Source organism: Vallitaleaceae bacterium 9-2 (assembly GCA_038396585.1).
Taxonomy (GTDB): Bacteria; Bacillota; Clostridia; order Lachnospirales; family Vallitaleaceae; genus UBA1351.
On sequence record CP121691.1, the window covers coordinates 560,909 to 583,696 of the forward strand.

Annotated in this window: 23 protein-coding genes; 11 read left to right on the plus strand and 12 right to left on the minus strand. The window is 36.9% G+C overall.

Going from position 1 to position 22,788, the window contains the following annotated elements; genetic code table 11:
* Window positions 1–2 precede the first annotated feature (2 nt).
* On the minus strand, window positions 3–1,124 hold the full coding sequence (gene mnmH / locus QBE53_02660; protein ID WZL82025.1) for a tRNA 2-selenouridine(34) synthase MnmH: 1,122 nt from the start codon (window positions 1,122–1,124) through the stop codon (window positions 3–5).
* 11 nt (window positions 1,125–1,135) lie between these two features.
* A complete protein-coding gene (gene selD, locus QBE53_02665) occupies window positions 1,136–2,167 on the minus strand; it encodes a selenide, water dikinase SelD (GenBank protein ID WZL82026.1) in 1,032 nt (343 codons plus the stop codon).
* Window positions 2,168–2,275: 108 nt separating this feature from the next.
* On the opposite strand from selD, the gene QBE53_02670 reads away from it, so the two are divergent.
* The 3 genes from QBE53_02670 to QBE53_02680 all read left to right on the plus strand — a co-directional run bounded on the left by QBE53_02670 (window position 2,276) and on the right by QBE53_02680 (window position 5,616).
* Window positions 2,276–2,923 (plus strand): beta-phosphoglucomutase family hydrolase, encoded by a 648-nt coding sequence (locus QBE53_02670; GenBank protein ID WZL82027.1) that lies wholly within the window; start codon window positions 2,276–2,278, stop codon window positions 2,921–2,923.
* A gap of 103 nt (window positions 2,924–3,026) precedes the next feature.
* Window positions 3,027–4,214 (plus strand): D-alanine--D-alanine ligase, encoded by a 1,188-nt coding sequence (locus tag QBE53_02675; protein WZL82028.1) that lies wholly within the window; start codon window positions 3,027–3,029, stop codon window positions 4,212–4,214.
* A complete protein-coding gene (locus QBE53_02680) occupies window positions 4,207–5,616 on the plus strand; it encodes a DEAD/DEAH box helicase (GenBank protein ID WZL82029.1) in 1,410 nt (469 codons plus the stop codon). Before QBE53_02675 ends, QBE53_02680 begins: the two co-directional genes overlap by 8 nt.
* A 33-nt stretch (window positions 5,617–5,649) precedes the next feature.
* On the opposite strand, the gene QBE53_02685 is transcribed toward QBE53_02680, so the two are convergent.
* Together QBE53_02685 and QBE53_02690 are read right to left on the minus strand one after the other, a co-directional pair.
* Window positions 5,650–5,865 (minus strand): BhlA/UviB family holin-like peptide, encoded by a 216-nt coding sequence (locus QBE53_02685; GenBank protein WZL82030.1) that lies wholly within the window; start codon window positions 5,863–5,865, stop codon window positions 5,650–5,652.
* Between the two features lie 182 nt (window positions 5,866–6,047).
* Complete coding sequence (locus tag QBE53_02690; GenBank protein ID WZL82031.1) at window positions 6,048–6,581, minus strand: sigma-70 family RNA polymerase sigma factor; 534 nt, start codon at window positions 6,579–6,581, stop codon at window positions 6,048–6,050.
* Between the two features lie 170 nt (window positions 6,582–6,751).
* On the opposite strand from QBE53_02690, the gene QBE53_02695 reads away from it, so the two are divergent.
* A complete protein-coding gene (locus QBE53_02695) occupies window positions 6,752–7,837 on the plus strand; it encodes a hypothetical protein (GenBank protein WZL82032.1) in 1,086 nt (361 codons plus the stop codon).
* Window positions 7,838–7,944: 107 nt separating this feature from the next.
* On the opposite strand, the gene QBE53_02700 is transcribed toward QBE53_02695, so the two are convergent.
* Complete coding sequence (locus QBE53_02700; GenBank protein WZL82033.1) at window positions 7,945–8,490, minus strand: hypothetical protein; 546 nt, start codon at window positions 8,488–8,490, stop codon at window positions 7,945–7,947.
* Between the two features lie 733 nt (window positions 8,491–9,223).
* Here QBE53_02700 and ablA point away from each other — a divergent pair.
* Genes ablA through QBE53_02725 form a run of 5 tightly spaced genes read left to right on the plus strand, consistent with a single transcriptional unit; the run spans window position 9,224 to window position 13,674 of the window.
* Window positions 9,224–10,585: a lysine 2,3-aminomutase gene (gene ablA / locus QBE53_02705; GenBank protein WZL82034.1), complete on the plus strand. Its 1,362-nt coding sequence runs from the start codon at window positions 9,224–9,226 to the stop codon at window positions 10,583–10,585.
* Window positions 10,551–11,432 carry a putative beta-lysine N-acetyltransferase gene (ablB, locus tag QBE53_02710; protein ID WZL82035.1) on the plus strand — a complete coding sequence of 294 codons (882 nt, stop codon included), beginning with the start codon at window positions 10,551–10,553 and terminating at the stop codon, window positions 11,430–11,432. Before ablA ends, ablB begins: the two co-directional genes overlap by 35 nt.
* 24 nt (window positions 11,433–11,456) lie before the next feature.
* Window positions 11,457–12,248, plus strand: a complete 792-nt coding sequence (locus tag QBE53_02715) for a transporter substrate-binding domain-containing protein (GenBank protein ID WZL82036.1) — start codon at window positions 11,457–11,459, stop codon at window positions 12,246–12,248.
* Between the two features lie 12 nt (window positions 12,249–12,260).
* Window positions 12,261–12,941 (plus strand): amino acid ABC transporter permease, encoded by a 681-nt coding sequence (locus QBE53_02720; GenBank protein WZL82037.1) that lies wholly within the window; start codon window positions 12,261–12,263, stop codon window positions 12,939–12,941.
* A complete protein-coding gene (locus tag QBE53_02725; GenBank protein WZL82038.1) occupies window positions 12,931–13,674 on the plus strand; it encodes an amino acid ABC transporter ATP-binding protein in 744 nt (247 codons plus the stop codon). The genes QBE53_02720 and QBE53_02725 overlap by 11 nt, the downstream gene beginning before the upstream one ends.
* 67 nt (window positions 13,675–13,741) lie before the next feature.
* Here QBE53_02725 and QBE53_02730 read toward each other — a convergent pair whose 3' ends face one another.
* The 5 genes from QBE53_02730 to QBE53_02750 all read right to left on the minus strand — a co-directional run bounded on the left by QBE53_02730 (window position 13,742) and on the right by QBE53_02750 (window position 19,478).
* Window positions 13,742–15,100 carry a GntP family permease gene (locus QBE53_02730; protein WZL82039.1) on the minus strand — a complete coding sequence of 453 codons (1,359 nt, stop codon included), beginning with the start codon at window positions 15,098–15,100 and terminating at the stop codon, window positions 13,742–13,744.
* A 25-nt stretch (window positions 15,101–15,125) separates the two neighbouring features.
* The gene (locus QBE53_02735) at window positions 15,126–16,253 is read right to left on the minus strand and encodes a glycerate kinase (protein WZL82040.1); all 1,128 of its coding nucleotides are present in this window, start codon (window positions 16,251–16,253) and stop codon (window positions 15,126–15,128) included.
* Between the two features lie 186 nt (window positions 16,254–16,439).
* Window positions 16,440–17,603: a sugar diacid recognition domain-containing protein gene (locus QBE53_02740; protein WZL82041.1), complete on the minus strand. Its 1,164-nt coding sequence runs from the start codon at window positions 17,601–17,603 to the stop codon at window positions 16,440–16,442.
* Window positions 17,604–17,615: 12 nt separating this feature from the next.
* Entirely contained in the window at window positions 17,616–18,578 is a 963-nt protein-coding gene (locus QBE53_02745; protein WZL82042.1) for an aldo/keto reductase, read from the minus strand.
* A 42-nt stretch (window positions 18,579–18,620) separates the two neighbouring features.
* On the minus strand, window positions 18,621–19,478 hold the full coding sequence (locus QBE53_02750; protein ID WZL82043.1) for a DegV family protein: 858 nt from the start codon (window positions 19,476–19,478) through the stop codon (window positions 18,621–18,623).
* Between the two features lie 152 nt (window positions 19,479–19,630).
* Here QBE53_02750 and QBE53_02755 point away from each other — a divergent pair, with 152 nt between their 5' ends.
* Together QBE53_02755 and QBE53_02760 are read left to right on the plus strand one after the other, a co-directional pair.
* Entirely contained in the window at window positions 19,631–20,230 is a 600-nt protein-coding gene (locus QBE53_02755) for a hypothetical protein (GenBank protein ID WZL82044.1), read from the plus strand.
* A 5-nt stretch (window positions 20,231–20,235) separates the two neighbouring features.
* Window positions 20,236–20,991 carry a lipoprotein gene (locus QBE53_02760; GenBank protein ID WZL82045.1) on the plus strand — a complete coding sequence of 252 codons (756 nt, stop codon included), beginning with the start codon at window positions 20,236–20,238 and terminating at the stop codon, window positions 20,989–20,991.
* Window positions 20,992–21,007: 16 nt separating this feature from the next.
* Here QBE53_02760 and QBE53_02765 read toward each other — a convergent pair whose 3' ends face one another.
* Both QBE53_02765 and QBE53_02770 read right to left on the minus strand, forming a co-directional pair.
* Entirely contained in the window at window positions 21,008–22,453 is a 1,446-nt protein-coding gene (locus tag QBE53_02765) for a SpoIIE family protein phosphatase (protein WZL82046.1), read from the minus strand.
* A 5-nt stretch (window positions 22,454–22,458) separates the two neighbouring features.
* Window positions 22,459–22,788: an STAS domain-containing protein gene (locus tag QBE53_02770; GenBank protein ID WZL82047.1), complete on the minus strand. Its 330-nt coding sequence runs from the start codon at window positions 22,786–22,788 to the stop codon at window positions 22,459–22,461.

Consider the following 22,788-nt stretch of genomic DNA (forward strand, 5'->3'; position numbering starts at 1 on the left):
GATTAATGTAAGCTTTTTAGTAAATACTCTTTGACTTCAGAAGCATTGCCTCTAAAGATGATTTTATCTACATTATTATCCATTTGATAATTGTACATAGGATCATAATAATCAGCCAGTAGGATATGAATCCATGCAGTATGAGCCTGTGTAAAACCGCTATGCAGTTGTTCATCATATGCTTGTTGGACCAAGGCGACTAAGTTTTGATAGGCGAGTCCTCCAAGGCGTTTTTTCATTTTAGTTAGACTAGTGATTACATATTCAAACCATTTTTGAAGCCCGACGTCTTGACCAAAGGCTTGAATATAGTGTGATTGAGCTTCGATAACATACTCTTGATAGGTTATGTTTACACGTTCTTCCAGTGGGGCTTCCAAGATAACCAGGTTTTTTTGATTCCAAAATGTGACAAGTGGCTTTGGCAAAAAACATCGTCCGACGTTGCGCCCTTCATCTTCTAGTATAAGATGGTTAAGCCCACGTTCTTGCATTTGAATAAGCTGATAGGCTAAGTGGTTTTCAAAATTGATTTGTGTGGGTTGAGGTTCAATATGGTTGCCAAAGGAGCTTCCTCTGTGGTGAGCGATGCCCTCTAAATCTAAAAAGCGAACGGTTTGAGGAAAACGCTGGTCAAGCTCTTTGAGGAGGATGGTTTTTCCGGAGCCGGTATGCCCCCCAAGGCGTATGGGGCTATACGTATGTGTGTCAGGATTTAAGGCATCAATGAGATAGTTTCGAAAAGCTTTATAGCCTCCTTCAAGACGAACAATAGGCTTTCCTGTAGCTTCCTGTATCCATTCCTGACTGATGCGCGAGCGTTGACCACCGCGAAAGCAATAAAGCATCGCGGTAGGATGTGCATGAATAAACTCGCTCCAAGCTTTTATTTTTTTTGCTTTATTTTCACCTGAAACCAATTGATAACCAAGGTCAACGGCTTCGTCGTGACCTTTTTTCTTGTACTCTATTCCAATAACATGCCGCTCCTGATTATCCATAAGCGGAAGGTTTGTAGCGCCTAAAAAAGCGCCTTTTTCGTATTCTATTGGTGCCCGTACATCAATTAACGGAGTCTCATTGAGGACAATCTGTTTAAAATCTTTTGTTGTTTGAAAATTCATAGTGGACCTTTCTACTTGACATATACGAGCTTGTCTTTGGCTTCGTGTGTATATCCGATAGGATTTAAGTCAAGACCATGTTTTTGCGTAAGTTCTTTAAATGCAGCTACAGCGTCTTTGCGCACAATTGTCAGTAAGCCGCCGGATGTCTGTGCATCACAGAGGATGATTTCTTGCTCTTTTGTCATCGGTGCAAGATGGTGACCATAGCTCTTAAAGTTGTTGCGCGTACCTCCAGGAATACAGTCTAGGTGATAGTATTTTAAGGTGTTAGGTAAAAGAGGGACTTGATCGTAGAGAATAGTTGCTGATATATGGCTACCTTCACAAATCTCAGTAAGATGACCCATTAATCCAAATCCGGTAACATCCGTTAAGGCAACGACTCCATCAAGTTGTGCGATTTCATAGCCGATTTTATTTAGAGTACGCATTGCTTCGATAGCAGGATCGATATGGCCTTCTTCGATTTTTTTGCGTTTTTGAGCTGTCGATAGGATTCCGATACCCAAAGGTTTTGTTAAAAATATCTCGCAGTCGGGAGTTGCCGTGTTATTTTGTTTTAGGTATTGATTTTCAACTAAGCCAGTAACAGCGAGCCCAAAGATGGGTTCAGGTGAGTCAATAGAATGCCCTCCGGCCAAAGGGATACCTGCAGCTTCACAAATATTACGGCCACCATCGATTACTTTTTTTGCAATATCCGGGTCAATGGTATGAATAGGCCATCCTAAAATCGCAATAGCCATGAGTGGTTTTCCGCCCATAGCATAGACATCACTAATAGCATTGGTTGCGGCAATTTGCCCAAAGGTAAAAGGATCATCAACAATCGGCATGAAAAAATCGGTAGTGCTTAAAATAGATGTACCATTTCCAAGGTCAAATGCAGCAGCATCATCCTTTGAACTGTTTCCGACTAAAAGCTGTGGAAAGTGGCTGGTTTCCATTTCGGTTTTTAAGATTTTATCTAATATTGCCGGAGCAATTTTGCAGCCACAACCTGCACCATGACTGTATTCGGTTAGTTTAATTTCTGACATTTTTTTCCTCCTAAAGTATGTTTTTACATTTACTCTTTGCTTTACTCTCCATTATATCATATTATTGAAGGAGGCGAAAAAAGATTTGAACAAAGAGGAGAAAAGTCAATGTATAAAGGAATAATATTTGATATGGATGGTGTCTTGCTTGAGACGGAACAGTATCACCTAGAAGCTTGGCGCCAAGTATTTAGTCATTATGATGTGTCTTTAACCCTTGAACAATATCAAGATAAGTGCCAATCGCAAGGGCGTGAACAAGCAATAAAAAATATCTTAGGAACGGTAAGTGCATCAACGATTGATCAGATTTCCATGGAAAAAAAAGAGGCATATGAACAAATAATTAATACTCAAGGAGTAACGCTTTTTAAAGATGCACAAAAACTATTGGAGCGATTAAAAAAGCAGGATATTAAACTTGCCATTGCGTCATCATCGAAAAGTGCTCGTATGGTCATTGAAAAGACAAAATATGCGCATATGTTTATGCATATAGTCACCGGAGCGGATGTTGCCAAGAATAAACCCAGTCCACAAATTTTTGAAAAAGCACAGCATCTGTTGGGTTTAGACCCAAAAGAGGTTGTTGTCATTGAAGACTCTATTGTAGGTATTTATGGAGCGCTGGATGCTCAGATGGATGTTATCGGGATTAATCGTCACGACTCGCTAGCATCTTTAGACAAGCAGATACAAGAAAATGAAGGAAGATTAAAAGTCATACAATCCCTTGATGAAATATTTAATTCTTAATAGCTTGACTATTGTTATGAAATCTGGGCTATGATATAATTCAAATGTTAAGCATTCCTATGGATGCCAATTCATAAGTTCATTAGAAAAGGAAGGAGAAAGCATGAAACTACATGTGGGTGTTTTTTTCGGTGGTAAAGCGACAGAACATGAAGTGTCGGTGATTTCAGCAATACAAGCAATAGAAAATATGGATAAGGATAAATATGAAATTATTCCAATATATATAGCTAAGGATGAGACGTTCTATACAGGCGATGCCTTATTAGACATTAAAAATTATAAAGATATGACAGCGCTATTAAATAGCTGTTCACAATGTGGATTTGAAAAATGTAAGGGTGAAGAAAAGGTGGAACTTTTAAAGGTTCCTAGTAAGCTCTTTAGTAAAAAACTGGGGTATTTTGAGCTGGCTTTTCCAATTTTACATGGGAATAAAGGGGAAAATGGAGGTGTACAAGGATTGTTAGAAATGCTTTCAATCCCTTATGTAGGCTCCAATGTTTTAGCATCCGGAATTAGTATGGATAAAGATATATCCAAAATTGTTGCGACATCAGTAGGTATTCCAGTGATTGATTTTGTCGCAGTGGATAAATACGCATATTATAAAAAAAGCGAAGATGTATTGACGCAGATTTTGCAAAAGTTAGTTTTTCCAATGATTATAAAGCCTGCAGGTGGTGGATCAAGTATTGGAATTGAAGTTGCCAAAAACTCGCAACAATTAAGAGCTGCTATAGAGCAAGCCTTTAACTACGATGTAAAACTTATTATTGAAAACAAGGTAGACAATATACGGGAGGTCAACTGTTCAGTGCTTGGAGATATTGAACAGGCAAAAGCATCTGTTATTGAAGAACCAAGTACAGCAGATGAGATTTTATCCTTTAATGATAAGTATATGCAAAACAGTACAAAAGGCATGAGTAGTGCAAAACGACAAATTCCCGCCGATATTGATGCTAAGATGCAAAAGGATATTGAAGACTATTCAATTGCTATTTTTCAAAAGTACGGGTGTTCAGGTGTTGTTAGAATTGACTATATTATTGATACCGATAAAAACCAAGTCTATTTTAATGAGATTAATCCGATCCCAGGCTCCTTATCCTTTTATTTATGGGAACCTAGTGGGTTAAAATACAAGCAATTACTCGATGAGTTGATTCGTCTTGGGATTAAGCGCCATCAGCGTAATAATGAATTTAATTATTCTTTTGAAAATAATTTATTTGCTTCAAACAGTCTTGGAATGAAAGGGAAATTAAAAGGCGGTTCCAATGGGTGAGCGTTTTAAAGATAGATATGACTTGAATGCTTCGATTATCAAAAGTTTGAATATGCTAGGCTATTATCAACCAACAGAAGTTCAAAAACGAGTAATTGTTGATGCCTTAGATGGACAAGACCTTGTAGTTCAAGCGGATACAGGAAGTGGGAAAACAGCAGGATTTGGCATTCCTATTGTTGAAAATGTTCAGGTTCTAAATAACTGTGTTCAAGTGTTAATATTGACCCCTACCCGGGAATTAGCTGTTCAAGTGAGTGAAGAAATACAAAAGATAGGAAAATATAAACGTATACGAACATTGCCTGTTTATGGAAGACAAAATATTGACATTCAAATACATCAATTAAAACAAAGAGTACATATTGTTGTAGGGACACCAGGTCGTGTAATCGACCTGTTTGATAAGGGGCACTTGGTATTAGATCAGCTTAAGGTATTAGTCTTAGATGAGGCGGATGAGCTTTTACGACGAGGGTTTTTAGATAGTGTCACAGGTCTTATGAACCAATTACCTTCTAATCGACAGACTTTGCTTTTTTCCGCGACGATGCCAGAGCGCGTGGTGACATTGGCAAAAGAGTACATGAACGATCCGACGCATATTGAAGTGGATTCTATTATTGATGAAAAAGAGCTTATTGAATCCTTTTCTAAAACAACCCAGTCCTTGGATAAGACAAAGACACTCTTTGAGATTATTAAGCAGTTAGAACCAGACCAGTGTCTGGTTTTTTGTAATACCAAGCTAGATGTAGAACGGGTGTATCAATCCATGTGCAGAAAGTATAAAAATGTTCACATGCTTCATGGAGATATGCCTCAAAAACAAAGGCTTAAGCAGATCCAGTGGTTTAAAGAAGGAAAAACGACCTATCTGGTAGCCACTGACTTGGCAGCGCGCGGTCTGCATATACATCAGTTACCTTTGGTTATTAACTATGACTTACCTGTGGATGTGCAAAACTATACCCACCGGATCGGACGAACAGGACGTGAGGGCAATAAAGGGGTTGCAATCAGTATTATCGGTCCGGCTGACGAATATAAAGTGCAAGATATTGAAGGGTATTTACGGACAACTTTTAACGAATTGCCAACAAGCTATGCTTTGCCAACGAGAGCAAAAAAAGAGAGAGATACACAAAAACGTGATGAGGGATTTAAAGATATTACACTACTTCGTATTTCAGCCGGCAAGCAAAAGAAAATACGGGCAGGTGATGTCGTCGGTGCTCTTTGCAATTTGGATGGTATCGATCAGCAAGATATTGGCGTGATTGATATACGTGACCGATTTACGTATGTTGAGATTTTTAACCATAAAGGGGATAAAGTAGTAAAACAATTGAATGGAATGACAATAAAAAACAAAGTAGTTAATGTTAGCAAAATGAAATAATAGAGCTCATGTTAACGTATAACTTTGAATAGATTATTCTCTTTTTAGTGATTTTAATTCTTCTTTTATTTCATTTACAACTTTCAAACTATCTGATAAATTGAAAATTGTAGATTGATATTTTTCTTCACGTTCATTTTGTTTTAAATCACGTCTTTCTTGATATTTTATAGTATATAAAATTAATCCAACAGCTAACGTAGCCCACATGCCTTGTGTTACTGCGACTTGTAAAAGTTCTGATTCCATATTGTTATTTTATCCTTTCTTAATATTACGTACTTAAGCATAAAGAAAAAGCTGGGGATATAAAGCTTTTTCATTTTATGAGAGGTTTTATTACGCAGATACTTCAGATATACTACTTTGCAATCGTATTTATTCTTTTATTATTTATTCAATGATTGATATTATTTTATTACCTGATAAAATCAAAATTTTTGTGAAGGGGATATCTGATTTTTTAGAATATTTAATGCACATTTTTCATTTTTGTATACAGATTGCCTAGTAATATTTAATTTTGAAGCAATTTCATTTGTGGTATAACCGTAATAATATTTGTATTTTATAATTACTTGTTGCCGAGGTTTCAAGTCATTTATTAATTCAAAAAAGTGAATTTTTGAAAATTCATTTTGAGCTTTGGTACATTCAAAAAAAGAATCGTCATAAAAAGTAAGCCTTTGGTTGAATGATGTGTTTCTTTTTGAAAGTTTTATATATTCATGTATAATTGATTTGTGAATATATGAAATGATTTTTTTTTCGTTTTCTATTTTAGGCATTTGTAATACTATTGTCAGCAACTTTTCTATCAATTCACTTTTAGCATCTTCATAGTTTAGCTTTCTAGAATATTTGTGTATAAGCGGGGTGAATTGATCTATTATAGTTAATAAGCTTTTTTTGTTTCCTTTCTTGCTAGAATATACTAAATAAACTAATGTTTTTTCCTTATCCATATATTTACCTCCTATATCTATTAAGGAGTAAATAGATTGAAAAAGGTAATTGCAATTTGTCTATTTAATCAAACATTAATAAAAAGTCCTTGATGTGTCTTGTCTTTTAGTATATCATTAATTAATGATGAGTAGTGGTGTATCAACTTTGTGAAATAAGGGGGATGAAAATGAAAGTACTAACAAATAGGTTAATAAAATGGGTAATGGTATTTTGTTTTTTGTTTTTATTTTTAGGGTGTACCAATAGAGACCAGGTAGTGAGAGAACAACAAAATGATTATAAGATAAGTGAAAATAAAATAGAAACTTTTCAAAATGACTACAAAGAAAAAGTTGCTACGGTCGTTTTGGATTTATCTGATGATTTTACAGAGGAAGACTTTAAAGTAACACAGATTCAAAATACTAGCTATTACTTGATTTCTTGGCCTGGGAGTGGTGGACCATTATATTGTTTATATAATGAAAAAAAGGATGAGACCATATTGTTTAACATACAGTCGCAATACCCTCACCAGTATGGGGATAATATTTACTCAAATGACAATATAAATGAAAAAAAAATAGAACTTATTGGGACTTTAGTGGAGGAAGAAGTTTATTTTATTGATCAAGAAAAAAACAAACTTCGCATGTTGGAAACAGGAGAACGTTTTTTTACTTATCCAGATAATTTTCCGACAATAATAACGTATTTTCTTGAAGAAAATGTATTTTCTACGGAGCGAGTAGTTCTTAATGAGGATTATACACAAGTTCCGGGAATACAGAAGCCTTATATAAAGGTAGGACAAAATTCTTTCAATACAATTAAATTGCGTTCTGAGGTTCTAGATGAAAGAGTGTATATTAATTTTGAGGTTGTACAAGAAAATAACAATGATGATTTCTCGCCAGAAATTTATTATTACTATAATGTGGAAAAGAAAGAAGCTTCTATACTTTTTGTTAATGTGATTCAGGAAAAGATGATGATTCGGGAAGATTTTGAAAAAATTCGAGGAATTTCAAATGTTAGAGTAGAAGCTATTAATAATGAAAAAAATAATGGGGGCTTTTTTGATGATATTCAGATGAATTCTCCAACGCGAATTCTTTTTGAAGACGTATTGAAAGAAAATGCAAAAAAATCTTGTTTATACATTAATTTTTCAATTAATCAAAATGTTAAATTATATGGGGAAATGATAATGACAAATGCTTTAGAAACAGAAGATCAATGTTCAATGGTACTCTATACTGTGGATAAGTAGTTTGCTTTAAAGTTGTTGTTCTTAATAAAGAAACAGAGAAAATAGCAGTAGCTTAATCGAAGAGCAAATCGGATATAATTAAGCTACTGCTACTATATTTTATAAAGTTATCTTATAACTCTACGAATACTTTTTACGTTTCCGCCTCTGTAGTCTAAAACTTTTTCTAAAGTATCTTGCTTTGTATGATATGGGTCAGCAACCAATATCATGCTTGAAAGGATAGAATTGTAGTAGGGATTTCCATCAGGATCGAGTGGTAGATAACCTCTTATTCCATATGCTACTACAAAATGACCAGGAACTTCAACTACAACAGGATAACCATTAATTATAATGTCCTGTGCAATTTTTGATAAACAATTTGATGTTTCTTTTGATATATCAAACTTTCTTGATGCGTTGTCCCAGTTTCTTACAGTCGGATCATTTCTATTGATAACACCTCGCTTGGCTAATGTTACTGGTAGCATTGTGAATTTGTTTTCTAAATATGCAGTTACCATTGTTAAAGAACAAAGAGCACAACCAGTGTTTTTGAAATGACTTAAGTTGAAATCAGACCACAATTCTTTAAAACCGTCCCAGGTAGATGAACTTGTTTGTTTGATATAAGGAGCTTCAAGTGATACATTGTAATATTTCTTACTCATTTTTTTCCTTTCGATATTAATGTAATTCAATTATTTAATGTAATCTGCAGCTTATATAAAAAAATTGATTTACATAATGAAACTTGTTATTGGGTTACATAATATATAAAGTAGAATTGCTATAAAATGTAAACTTTTTTATTAAAAATAAAAAAACAGAAATCAAATAATATTCAAAAAGATGAATAATAATTCTTTGTTTTTTTTGAGAAGAAACTTTAAGGATATATAATGACAACAAATAGACAAGAGTAATAAATATGAAGGGTTATCACAAACCTTGACAAAACGGCATTTGGTTGATATAATAGTAGAGGTTCAAAGTTATTAGAACGTTTTTAAGACAAAAAATTATTGAAAATATAGAATTATGTATGAAAAGTTTTTTTCATATAGCTTATAAAAATGCAAAAGTGAAGTACATATGTTGAGTAGATAGATTGGTGAGTTCATTTACGTATCGTTTTAATTAACGAAGTGATGTGGAGGGGGATTAACCCATCTGTAGAGTTGAAAGGCATAATGGAAAAACTTCGTATTGAGCTGGGGCTTGTATAGGATCAAGTGGTCATATACTATACTATGTGTGTTGACATGGTATAAAGTGAGTTAAATAAATGTATTTAGCGAAACTTAGGCACTCTAACTCTGGAAATCCAGAGTTAGAGTGCCTAAGTTTTTTTAAATTCACATCTAAACGATTATTGATTGACCTTAGTTGGAAGGAGAGTTCATGCAAGAAACAATACAAATGACACAGTTTAAGATGGATAAAAAAAAGGTGACCAAGGATTATTATGCCAAGTGGCGAGATTGGAAATGGCAAATTAAGAACACGATTCGTAAAGTTGAAACGGTTGAAACGATTCTTGGGGTACATTTTGATGGGAAGAGACGCCAAGTCATTCAGGAGACGATAGATAAGTTTCCCATGGCTATAACACCTTACTATCTATCCCTTGTGGATAGGGAGGATTATGAAAATGATCCGGTGTTTAAACAGTGTTTTCCTGATCCCCAGGAGTTACAGCTTACTAGTTGTGATATGCAAGATCCTTTGCACGAAGATAAGGATAGTCCTGTGCCGGGAATCACCCATCGATATCCAGATCGCGTTTTATTCCATACAAGCAATGTATGTGCCATGTATTGCCGTCACTGTACACGTAAAAGAAAAGTGGGGGATCAAGACTCCATCCCTTCGAAAGAACAAATACGTATGGGGATAGAGTATATCAAAAATACTCCAAAAGTCAGAGATGTTCTGCTTTCAGGTGGTGATCCTTTTATGCTCTCGGATAGTTATCTAGAATGGATCCTTGATGAGATTTCGGCTATCGAGCATGTAGAAGTCATTCGTATCGGAACAAGAACGCCTGTGGTTCTTCCTTTTCGAATTACCGACGGATTGATTAATGTCCTAGAAAAATATGATAATATCTGGGTTAACACACATTTTAATCATTCCAGAGAGTTAACAAGTTCTTCAAAAACTGCCTTAAAAAAGCTTGCAAAAGCAGGTATTCCTTTAGGGAATCAATCGGTTCTTTTACGAGGAATTAATGATTGTCCGCGAATTATGAAAAAACTTGTGCATACATTGGTGGCTAATCGGGTGCGCCCATACTACATATATCAATGTGATCTTTCACAAGGGCTTGAACACTTTAGAACCAATGTCGGTAAAGGAATTGAAATCATGGAAAGTCTCCGTGGACATACCAGTGGATTTGCTGTTCCGACATATGTTATTGATGCACCGGGCGGTGGAGGAAAAATTCCTGTGATGCCAAATTACCTGATTTCTTGGTCGGTTAATAAAGTGGTGCTTAGAAACTATGAAGGTGTAATTACTACATATACGATGCCGGATAATTATGAGGCGATTGAATGTGATCGACAATGCGAACAATGCGACTTGCATTTGAAGCTTAACAACGAAGACGAAGATGAGGTTGTTGTAGGAATTTCTAAATTGTTGTGCGACTATGAAGAAGAGATTACATTGACACCGGAAAACCTAGAGAGAGACCGACGCAATCAAGGAGTGGAAGAAGCAGATGAAAGAGCAAATCAAGAAAACGCTTATCTATAACGCATCTGAAGCTATTGGAAAATCTGCTATCAATCACGGGAAAAGTAGTGACCGTGTATATATAATGCAATGCGCTAGAGACGATAGTGATGCAGTGTTTTTAAGGGCGCACCAATTATTAGATCAGTGCGGCTATTCAAAAATTATTGCCAAAGTTCCACAGGAGATGAAAAAAGAGTTGGAGAAAAAAGACTACCAAGCAGAAGCTTGGATTCCGAAATTATTTCATGGAAGAACCGATGGATATTTTATGGCCTATTATTCAAATACAAAACGAGGCATACTTAGAGATCGTCAGCAGATAGATGATGTGCTCAACATAGCAAAGCAAAAGACCACGGCATCTTTAAGAAAGCCACATCTAAGGGCTGAAGAGGAGATTCGCCTGTTGGAAAAAGAAGATAGCCAAGAAATGGCTAAGGTCTATAAACAAGTGTTTGCAACGTATCCATTCCCGATTTTTGATGCTGGCTACATAGAACAAACCATGGATGAGCATATTATTTACTATGGCGTTTTTTGCAAAGGAAAACTTGTGGCTATTGCGTCCGGAGAGACGGATTATGCACATCGTAACGTCGAGATGACAGATTTTGCAACATTAGCTGAATATCGAGGTCGTGGATATGGACAGGCGCTTTTAGAAGTTCTTGAGAAAGTGTTAGAGGAAAAGGGCTACCTTACATTTTACACTATCGCACGAGCAGTGTCGTATGGTATGAATATTACATTTTCCAAGATGGGCTACACTTACGGTGGACGACTCATCAATAACACAAATATTGGCGGACAAATAGAAACGATGAATGTTTGGTATAAGCATATCGAAGATGTATCAATTAAATAGATGATTAAAAAAAGGAGAATTATTATGAAAAAAAATCAAGTAAATATAATTTTATCAATGATCCTAGTACTTTCTTTGGTTTTGATAGCTGGGTGTGCAAAGTCCTCACAGACAACCCTAGAAAAAATTCAAGAAGATTCAACGATGACCTTTGCCATGACAGGCGCATATCCGCCGTTTAACTTTATTAATGAGGACGGTGAACTTGATGGTTTTGATATAGAGATTGCCAAAGCGATTGCAAAGGAAATGGGTGTTGAAGCAGAACCGGTAACAACAGCATGGGATGGTATTATTGGCGGACTTGAAAGTAAGCGCTTTGATATGATTATCGGAAGTATGGCTGTTACCGAAGAACGTCTTGAAAAAGTTAACTTTACCGATCCATATTACTATGATGGAGCACAGTTTTTTGTACCGGTAGGATCAGATATTCAAAGCATCGAGCAAGTTGAAGCCGGAACGGTTGGAGTTGTCACAGGGACAACATTTCATGATGCCTTAAGTTCTATGGATAATATAGGTGAAATCATGCAGTTTGAATCGGATGTCGATAACTTTATGGCGTTGGAACAAGGACGTATGGAAGGACTTGTTACAGGAAAGTTCGTTGGGCTCTTAGCACCGGAAAAATATGATGTCCAAATTGAACCAGCAGGTAGTCTGCTCTACGATGAAAAGATAGCTATTGCTATTCGAAAAGAAGATGAAGCGCTATTAAAAGAAGTCAATGAAGCATTGGCAACGCTTGTGGAAAATGGAACTTATGAAGAGATAAGCCATAAGTGGTTTGGCGTCAATATACTTGAAAAATAGGAGGCATAACCTTTGGAATTAATTTTAGAATCAATACAAAACTTTTTTGGAACCATGATTCAATATGCGCCAAAATTTTTACCGGCAGTCGGTTTAACATTGCAGTTGTCCTTTTTTTCTATTTTATTAGGAACGTTATTTGGACTCGTGGTCACCTCGTTAAAGCTTGTTAAACTAAAAATTCTTCAAGTGATTGCCAATGTATATGTATCGATTGTACGAGGGACACCTTTATTGCTCCAGTTGTATTTTATCTTTTATGGATTGCCAAAACTGGGGCTTGAGTTTGATGCCTTTACATCGGCAGTTATTGGATTAGCCTTTCATAGTGGCGCTTATATCAGTGAAATCTTTAGAGGAGCAATTGAATCGATTGATTTTGGTCAAAATGAGGCGGCAAGAGCGCTTGGAATGACAAAGATACAGGCTTTTCGCTATGTGGTGCTTCCGCAAGCATTTAAGCGTTCGGTCCCATCTTTAGGTAACCAGTTTATTATAGCAGTTAAAGATTCCTCGCTTGCCAGTGTTATAACAATTACGGAAACCATTCTTATGGCACGTCAGTTAGTTGCAGCAACCTATGATCCGTTTCCGATTTTGCTAACGGCGGGAATATATTATTATGTGATTATTGCAATATTAAGTTACCTTTTGAGACGACTAGAAGGGAGGCTCAAAGTCAATGAAAGATAAACCAATGATTCGCGTTGCCGGATTACATAAATATTTTGATGATTTAGAAGTATTAAAAGGTGTGGACTTAAGTGTCTACCCAGGAGAAGTGGTAAGTATTATTGGAGGTAGCGGTTCAGGAAAGAGTACCTTACTTCGTTGCATCAATTTTTTGGAAAAGAAAAATAAAGGAGATATCTACATCGGAGCAAAAAAAATTGTATCGGAAAAACATGATGTAAATCAACTAAGAGAACGGGTAGGTATGGTCTTTCAACGTTTTAATCTTTTTCCACATAAAACGGCATTGCAAAATGTTATGATGGGACCACGAGTGATAAAAAAAGAAGAGAAGGCACAGGCCAAAGAAAAAGCGATGGCCTTATTACATAAAGTCGGATTGGACGATAAGGCAGATGTCTATCCGGCCATGTTATCAGGAGGTCAGCAGCAGCGGGTAGCTATTGCCAGAGCTTTAGCGATGGAGCCGGATGTGATGCTCTTTGATGAACCGACATCAGCCCTTGACCCGGAGCTTGTAGGTGAGGTTCTACAAGTTATTAAACAGCTGGCAGATGAGGGAATGACCATGGTTATAGTTACACATGAGATGGCCTTTGCAAAAGAAGTATCGGATAAAATTGTCTATCTATATGAAGGTGTCATAGCTGAAGTAGGAACACCAGAAGAGGTATTTGATAATCCCAAGGATGAAACCCTTCAGCGCTTTTTGGCAGGATTTTCCGGAGAATAGTGTGTTTTACCATGATAGAAGGATAGAAAAAAGCGAGCATTTTGACAATGCTCGCTTTAGTCATGGGTTATATAAAGATAAGGGCTAAGATGAAGACAACGATAATTGTTGCGATTCCTTGGATAAATGTAGCAACGGTCTGAGACTTATAAGCGGTTGAAACGTCCATGCCACTAAACTCTGCAACAACCCAGAAGAAGCTGTCATTGGCATGAGACACTGTCATGGCACCTGCACCAATTGCCATAACCGTCAGTACTTTTCCTAAAACGGTTGCCAATCCAAGAGCAGGAAGCAATGGAGCAACAAGTGCTGAAGTGGTTACGAGTGCAACGGTTGAGGAACCTTGGGCGGTCTTAAGAGACGCTGCGATGATAAATGGAACGAAGATACCGATATTTAAAGTAGCTAGAGAAGAACCTAGATAATCGCCAATGGGGGTAGCTTTTAATACAGTACCAAAAGCACCGCCGGCACCGGTAATCATAATTATGATTGCGGCATCTTTTAATCCTTCGCCAATCCAACCGGATAATGTTTCTTTATTAAAGTGTGGAAGTAGAGCAAAGGCGAAAAATAAGCCAATCATAAGAGCATTAATCGGTTTTCCAAGGAAAGCAAAAAGAGTAAACACACCACCTTCACCAAAAGGAAGGGTTGGGAAGTTAGCAATAGATCCTAAGGTAATTAACAAGATAGGAACGAGAATAGGAGCAAAAGCTTTAAATGCACTAGGAAGTTTACCAAATTCTTTATGGATAACATCATAATCCATTTCAAGTGTCTCATGGTCTTCAGCAGAGGTATATTTTTTTCCGGCAATTTTTGCCCACATATGTCCGGCAAGCATTGTAACGATAGAGACGCCAATACCAACGAGAATAACTAGGCCAAGTTGATCGTCTAATCCGAGGTTACCTGCAGCGGCAATTGGACCCGGAGTAGGAGGAACAAGTGTGTGTGTTGCATATAGCCCTGTTGCAAGAGATACAGACATCATAACGCCGGAGACTTTGGATTTTTGGACTAATGATTTTTTGAGAGAGTTCAAAATAACAAAACCAGAGTCGCAAAATACTGGGATGGATACAATATAGCCAATGATGCTCATCGCAAGCCCGGGACGCTTTTCGCCAACGATTTTTAGTACTGTATCTGCCATAACAATTGCTGCACCGGATTTTTCGAGTATTTTTCCAATGATGGTTCCTAGAATAATCACAATCCCTATGTAGGTAAGAATACCTCCAAATCCTGAACGTATTGTTGCGCCGATTTCAAGAACATCCATTCCCGAAGCGAAGGCGACACCGTATGAAGCTATCAGCAGGGCTAAAAATGGGTGAAGCTTTAACTTTGCTGTTGCGACCACGATAAAAACAATGGATAAAACTAAAATAACGAGTAGCATAGGTCCTTGTACCATAATAAATCCTCCTCTAACATATAGTTTATAGTAGTTTTGCTATATTCTGATAGGTTTGATAGGCAAGCTCTCTAGCGTTTATAATGGCCTCATCTAGGCTCATCGGATAACTTATAATGCTAAAAGCTGCGGTTAAACCTTCATCATACATTTGTTCATAGCCGCTATTTAAGGAGCCGACAACGGCAATCACGGGAACACCATATTTTTTACCCAAGCGAGCGATTCCGTGAGGTAATTTTCCATGTAGGGTTTGGTAGTTTAATTGCCCTTCTCCGGTGAAAATATAATCAAATGCTTCTTGCTTAATAATGTTTTCTAAGGCAATGGTTTCGCTGATAATTTGAAAACCTGACCCTGTGGTAGCATCTAAAAATGCCATGAGTCCGGCACCCATTCCGCCAGCAGCGCCTGAACCGGGAAGGTCATTGACATCTTTACCTAAAAAGTCGATCATACGTTGGCGATAAATAAGCATGCCTTCTTCAAGACGCTTAAGCTTATCAGGAGTGCCTCCTTTTTGCGGACCATAAACATAGGTGGCGCCAGTAGGTCCTGTTAGTGGATTATCCACATCGCATGCAACAACAAACTCGATATCTTTTAAATCTGTACAAACATCTTCAAAGGTAATGGAAGCAATCTGATGAAGGGATTGACCGCCATATTCGATTTCCTTGCCTTGATGATCTAAAAAATGATAACCGAGTGCTTGTAGCATGCCGACACCACCGTCGTTAGTTGCACTGCCGCCAATGCCCATAATAATCTTTGTACAGCCTTGGCCGATAGCATCAAGGATCAGCTCACCTGTTCCAAAGCTTGTTGTGAGCAAAGGATTTAATTTTTCTTGGGGAACAAGCATGATACCAGAAGCGCTAGACATCTCAATGACTGCTGTCTGCCCATCACCTAAGATGCCATAGGTTGCGGATACTTTTTCGCCAAGGGGACCGATAACATTAAGATTTCGATAGACTCCGTTAGTGGATTCAACCAAAGCTTCAACAGTCCCTTCTCCGCCGTCAGCAAGGGCAATAGCATGAATCTTAGCTTGGGGCAATACTGATGTCAATGCATCAGTAGCAATATCACAAATGTCTTTTGAGGATAGGCTTCCCTTAAAAGAATCTGAAGCTATCAGTATTTTCATTATTTTCTCCTCTCGCAAACTTGATGAGTCATAATTAACTAAAAAGTGTGTTTTTTAAAATTCTTTTTGTGTAAGAGTTACTATACATATAAGCATACATGAGTAGTGAGGAAAAAACATTATTGAAAAATACAAAAAAACACACCTTTACTATGCAGTGTGCACAATAAGGTGTGTTGGTGAGCATTATTTTTGGGCTTTAATATATTCGGCAAATAGATACCAATATATACGATCTCCAATCTGTTCGGCAGGGTCAAGGTCTAGAAGCTCTTTTATACGGTTTAATCGAAATAGAATTGTATTACGGTGTAAAAACATGTTCTTAGCACATTGGCTCATATTCATGTTGTTTTGATACATGGCAACTAACGTCTCTGCCATGCCATTAACAGCCATGAGTTTATCATAGTCTTCTTCAAAAAAGTGATGCATCATATGTTCAGGTATCTTCGATATAAAAAAAGCAAGAAGATGCTCGTGAATAAAACCATAGCATTCGAGAGAAGACGTTTTTAGCTGGGATAATACAAATTCAGCTTCATAATAACTGTCCTTAATATGATAAAGATCATTATAATAACTTCCACAGGCGATATGATAAGACAAAGAGGTATCTTTTTGGAATAGAGCAAGAATCTCTTGAATGTATTCTTGCAGATTTTTTGTTTCAAGGTGTGTATCGGCAAAATACGAAGCTTTTAAAATCACAATTCGATTTGAAGAGACAACGGTTGAGATATCATTTTTATGATGATGCTTGTTGGATTTAATCTGCTGATATATCTCTTGTATTTTTTCTTGGGGAGTAAAGGAGCCAGCATTAGATCCTATATGATTAAACTCTAATACAATCACATTACGTCGTGCATTCATATCATAACCAAGTTTTTCTCCCCAGTTCATTGTGGTGACAATGGATTCGGGATTGGTCAGATTCAGTAATTCGTTTAAAAAATAGGTTTTATCACTTTGGCGATAATACATCTTCTGCTTTAAGACTTCTTGCTCATACATCAGCTCAATCATCGATTTAACAATATTAGATAATTCGTTGATTTCACTGGGAATTCCTGTGATTCCAATGATACCGATTAATGTGCCGTTATGATAAAAGGGCTGATTGATACCGGCTTTTACACCTTCGTAGTGATTTTCGTCACTGGGTAAAATGTCTACACGTCGCTCTTCATCAGAAGCTTGCTTGCCAATCTTATGGAAAGTTCCGATACGTTGCTGATTTCCACTGGCAATAATCATCCCATTGGTATCGATAATGTTAATATTATATCCGATGTCATCGATAATTTTGTTGACGAGTTTTTGCAGCATATCTCCGTGTATTAACATGTGTAAGCTCCTTTATGGCATCGGTATGCCTTTGGATTTGACCAAAAGTTCATACCATTCATCACGTGTTAAAGAGACATGAAAAGCCTGCATGGCATTTTTTATGCGTTCAGGGTTGGTGGTTCCGATGACGGGATTTATTTTTGCAGGATGCTTCATGAGCCAAGCCAGGACAACAGCATCTGAGGATACAGCGTATTTCTTGGCAAGGCGCGTAACGAGATTTTTTGTATCAAGTATTGTCTGATGCGTATCTTTATCTAGCTTTGCACCGGAGTATATACCTCGAGCAAGAGGGCTCCAGGATTGCAAACTGATATTGTTAAGTATACAGTGCTCCAATGTGCCTAACTGAAAATCGAGTCCTTTGCCATGTGGATTGTTAAATCCGATGGCGCTATCAACAAAATCGGTTTTCTTAAGGCTAAGTTCAAGTTGGTTGGCAATTATTTTTCTGCCGGTGTAAGCTTCAATAAGTTTGATTTGATGGTAGTCCATATTCGACACACCAAGATTGCGTATTTTTCCAGAGGTAAAGAGTTCATCTATAGCTTTTTTTAGTGCATCGCGATCGCAAAGGGGATCGGGACGATGGAGTAAAAGGACATCAAGATAGTTCGTGTTTAAACGTTCTAATATTTGATCGACAGATGTAATAATATGGTCATATGAAAAATCAAACCTAGATCCAAAATCTGACCCCCAAAGGTGAATGCCGACTTTGGATTGAAGTATGATCTTTTCGCGAATCTGTGGATTTTTTTTGAGATAATGTCCAAAGACAAGCTCAGAACGACCATTTTTATAGATGTCAGCTAAATCAAAAAAAGTGATGCCTTCATCAAGGGCTGTTTGAATAGCTAACTCGGCTTCGTCATAGTGTGTATCGGTTAGTTCAAAGGTTTCCTCCCAAGGACCTCCTAGACCCATTGCGCCATAGATAATGTACTGTTCAGGTAATGCTTTCGTATTCATATACTACCTCCATAATCTGAAACAATGATTGAGTTAATCTTATTATACACTTTTTATGTAGCCAATTCCAATGATTCCTTTGCCTACATGACATCCGATAGCTGGCGATATAGGTGAATCGATAAGTTTATCTGTATCAATTCCATGTGTCTTTAGACGGGATTTGACGTAGGCTACTTTTTCAGGGGCGTCGGTATTGAATAAGAACATAAATCGGGCATTTTTTCCATTGTCCGTATCGTTTAAGAACGAATCTACAACACGATCCATAGCTTTTTTTGTTGTTCGGATTTTTTCCCATGCAACAATTTTGCCTTCAGCGTTGACTTCGAGTAACGGCTTGATTTTTAGCATGGAAGCAATAAAGGCAGAAGCGTTTGACAGACGTCCGTTTTTAACAAGATAACTTAAGTCATCAACCATAAAATATATATGGTCATGGTTTCTAAGCGTCTCAAGATGAGCTAATATTTCTTGAACACTAGCGCCGTCATTAGCCATTTTATGCGCTTCGATAGCCATAAAACCGGTTAAAAAACTGGCGCTTTTTGAGTCGAATGGGTGGATGCTTAGATTATCAACATAGGTTTTTGATACACATACACCTTGATATGTTCCGCTTAAATGGCTTGAGATGGATATATAGATAATATCGCTATAGCCTGCTAAATACATTTTTTCATAGAGATCTAGAAGCTGACCTGTTGATGGTTGAGCTGTGGAAGGAATTGTGTCTAATGTGTCTAATTGTGCATAGAATTCTTTGGGATGAATATCTTTTCCATCATAATATTCTGTATCATTCATGTGAATAGTTGTTCTGGCAATTTCAATATCTTCATAACCTTCTAAATAATCAAGCCCACTCGTACTACATGTTATTATTCCTATTTTTCCCATAAAGCACCTCGTTTATCCTAGAATGTATTGATTGTAATGCATTCATTATAACAAAAAAACTTTGATAATCAAAGTAAAATAATGTTTTCGTAGCTATTTGATGTGGGATTTGGTACAATAAGGATACACAATCAAACGAGGAGGACATCACAATGAAAGCGGTTATTGAATATGGAGTATATCAGGAATATCTAAAAAAAATCTTATACGGATTACATCTAGGAGTTGTTGTCTTGGCGATTATTGGTGTTGGGATATACAAATATATGGTTTTATTCTTTCAGGGAATTCAAGCGACTTTTTTTACACCGGAAGTATTAGCAGATTATTTTTTTAAAGTCATCCTTGTGTGGGCAATTTTTTATTTTGCCAAGCGCCTGTGGATAACAAAAACAATTGACCACTTTTATGATAATGATGGCATTGAAGAAAGATATTGGTTTTTACCTTGTGTCTTTAACACAGGTATATATAATTCTTGGTTTGGAAATATATTAATTGATGAGCAAACCGTCTGGTTTAATGCAAATCGCGTATCAAAAGAGCCGGTAAAGTTTAAGGCTGACCGAGAAAATATACAGATATGTGTTCAAAAAGAACCAAAGAATTTATTGGCAAAAATTTTGTGGGGAGAAACAGATGTGCTGGAGATTGAAGATGTTCATAGTAAAAAAAAGGCGCGGTTTTTAGTTCCGAATCCGCAAGCAGTAGCGAAGGCATTATCTGAAGTGATTCAAAGAAAGGATGAATAGGAGATATGAAAAAAATAATAGGGATAATTGTACTTTTATTAGTGTTGACAGGATGCCAATCAAACTCAACAGAGCTTGATAGAGTTCGTGAAGAGCGGGATGTGCTGGAAAGACATCTTACGGAAGTAGAAACTGAGAACACTGTTTTACAAGAAGAACTAAGTAAAGCGGAAGAAGATGTTGCTCAAATGACTCAACAAGTAGATGAACTGACAACGACACTTGAAAATATCCAAAATGGAACGCTTAAAGTATCAGAATCGGGACAATTAATCCAGACAGCGTTTGAAGTAATGCATTTACTTAAAGAGCAAGACTTTGAAGCATTAAGCACATGGGTTCATGACGAAGAAGGGGTCCGTTTTTCACCGTATTTTTATGTGAATCCGGGGACAGATATTGTCATGACTGCCAATGAAGTGGCTAATTTAGCCCAAGATACGTCAATCTATAATTGGGGAACCTATGATGGAATAGGCGACACAATCGATTTAACATTTGCCGAGTATTATGATCGGTTTATTTATGATCAGGATTTTGCGAATCCGGAAATTGTTGGCAATAATACAGCAATTCAAGTGGGAAATATGTATGATAATCATGATGAAGTTTATCTGAATGGAGAGTTTGTAGAGTTTCATTTTTCAGGATTTGAGGAAGAATATGAAGGTCTAGACTGGCGCTCTCTTCGTTTAGTTTTTTTGGATAATGCAGGACAGTGGAAACTAGTCGCCATTATCCATGGGGAGTGGACGATATAGTTTGTGGCGCCAGTTGCTATGTTGTCGAATGGTCAAAAAAGCTTAAGCGGCACAAAGTAATGTCGTCATCGATGGTTCTATCACCAAGCAATGCGTTTAATATATGCTGGGTGAAGGTCATATCACCAGTAGGTATTTGCAGGAGGGCTTGTTCTAATTGAGCATTAAGCGTATCACCTTTTTCGTTAGGATGCTCGACCAAACCGTCAGAATATAAAAAGATATATTCAAGGTCAGTGGTTGAGAACGTATCAATTACATAGGACATGTTGCAATTAACACCTAAGATGATGTTATTCGAGGAAACAGTTTTCAACTGTTTCCTTTTTTGAATGTAAAAATCAGGATGTCCAGCATTGACATAGTTAACGGTTTGGTTGGATAAATCTATTTCCAAGAATATTCCAGAAAGATAACGTAGCGATGAAATATCGTTTTGATTGACTTGGCAGATGGATGCATTTGTCTTGGCTACAGCATTTTCAAGGGTGTCATAATGGATGGATGATTGAAAAGTAGAGATGGCTTTTAATCCAATTAGTGTGGCAGAAGTACCATGTCCCATGACATCGAGTAGAGCCATGGCGTATTTTGTTGGGGAGAGTTGTTCGAAGCATATAAAATCGCCGCCAAGATAGTTGTAAGCCTTGGCCTTTGCTTCAAAGTGGACATTGGCGTCCTTGTAGTCAGGAGGCAACATGTATGCCATGATATTTTTTGCCGTCTTAAATTCCTGACTTAGTTGATCAGAAAGTAACCGCTCTCTATTTACAAGTTTTCCTATTTTGATATAGTTGGTGATGGTGCCTGAAGTGTTAAAAATTGGAGAAATGGTTGCTTCTTCATAAAAAAAACGTCCGTTTTTTCTTCGGTTGATAAAAAAACCATTCCATATCGAACCACTTTGAATGGTAGTCCATAGTTTTTGATAAAAAGAGGCTTCGTGGACATTGCTTTTAATCAGTTTAGGTAAGTTGCCAAGGACTTCGTCCGAGCTATAGCCTGTAGCCTTTAAAAAATAAGTGTTGGCAAAGACGATTTGTCCCTCGGTATTTGTAATAACAATTGAATTTTGTGCTGCATTATAAAGTGTACTTAGCACTTGGTTTTGAAATTTATATTGTAAATGTTCTTGAATGAGCTTTAATTGATAGGTTAGTTCATAAGCGGTAAAATCATGTCGTAGATAAAACGGATTTTTTGAGCTCAAAAGCTGATCTAATTGTTCATAATGCTCTGGCAATAATAATTTAAGACAAGCATCGAAATGCTTGTCATAAAAAGAAGAGGATGCCAAGTAGATTGAAGCATCAACAATACAAAAATTTGCGTCCTCAGGCGTAGCAACAATGTTACAGTTGTTAGCCTGTTTAAGAGACGCATTTATTCGTGTGCCTACAGTGGCATCTTTTGAAGCGATATAAATCGATAAATTAAAATCAGTGAATTGTTTCATAATCATAGTGTTTAAGCTCCATTCGATTGAATATCGATGATTTGCTCAAGTTTGGTAATAGTAAATACTTTTTCAACCATGGGCATGGGGTTGACTAAGGTTAAGTGAAACTCTTTTTCGGTAGAAAACTTATAGATGGAGATAAAAACTCCAACGCCGGTACTATCAATAAAATCAACGGAAGACAAATCAACAATGACCTTTGAAAAATCTTGAGGTGATTGTTCTTTGGTTTTTTCGATTAACGCCTTCATTTCGTTTTTAATCGTGTCGGATCGATCCATCATGATTTTGCCTTGTGGTTTAAGAATGAGTTGATTATTTTCAAATGTATGTAACAT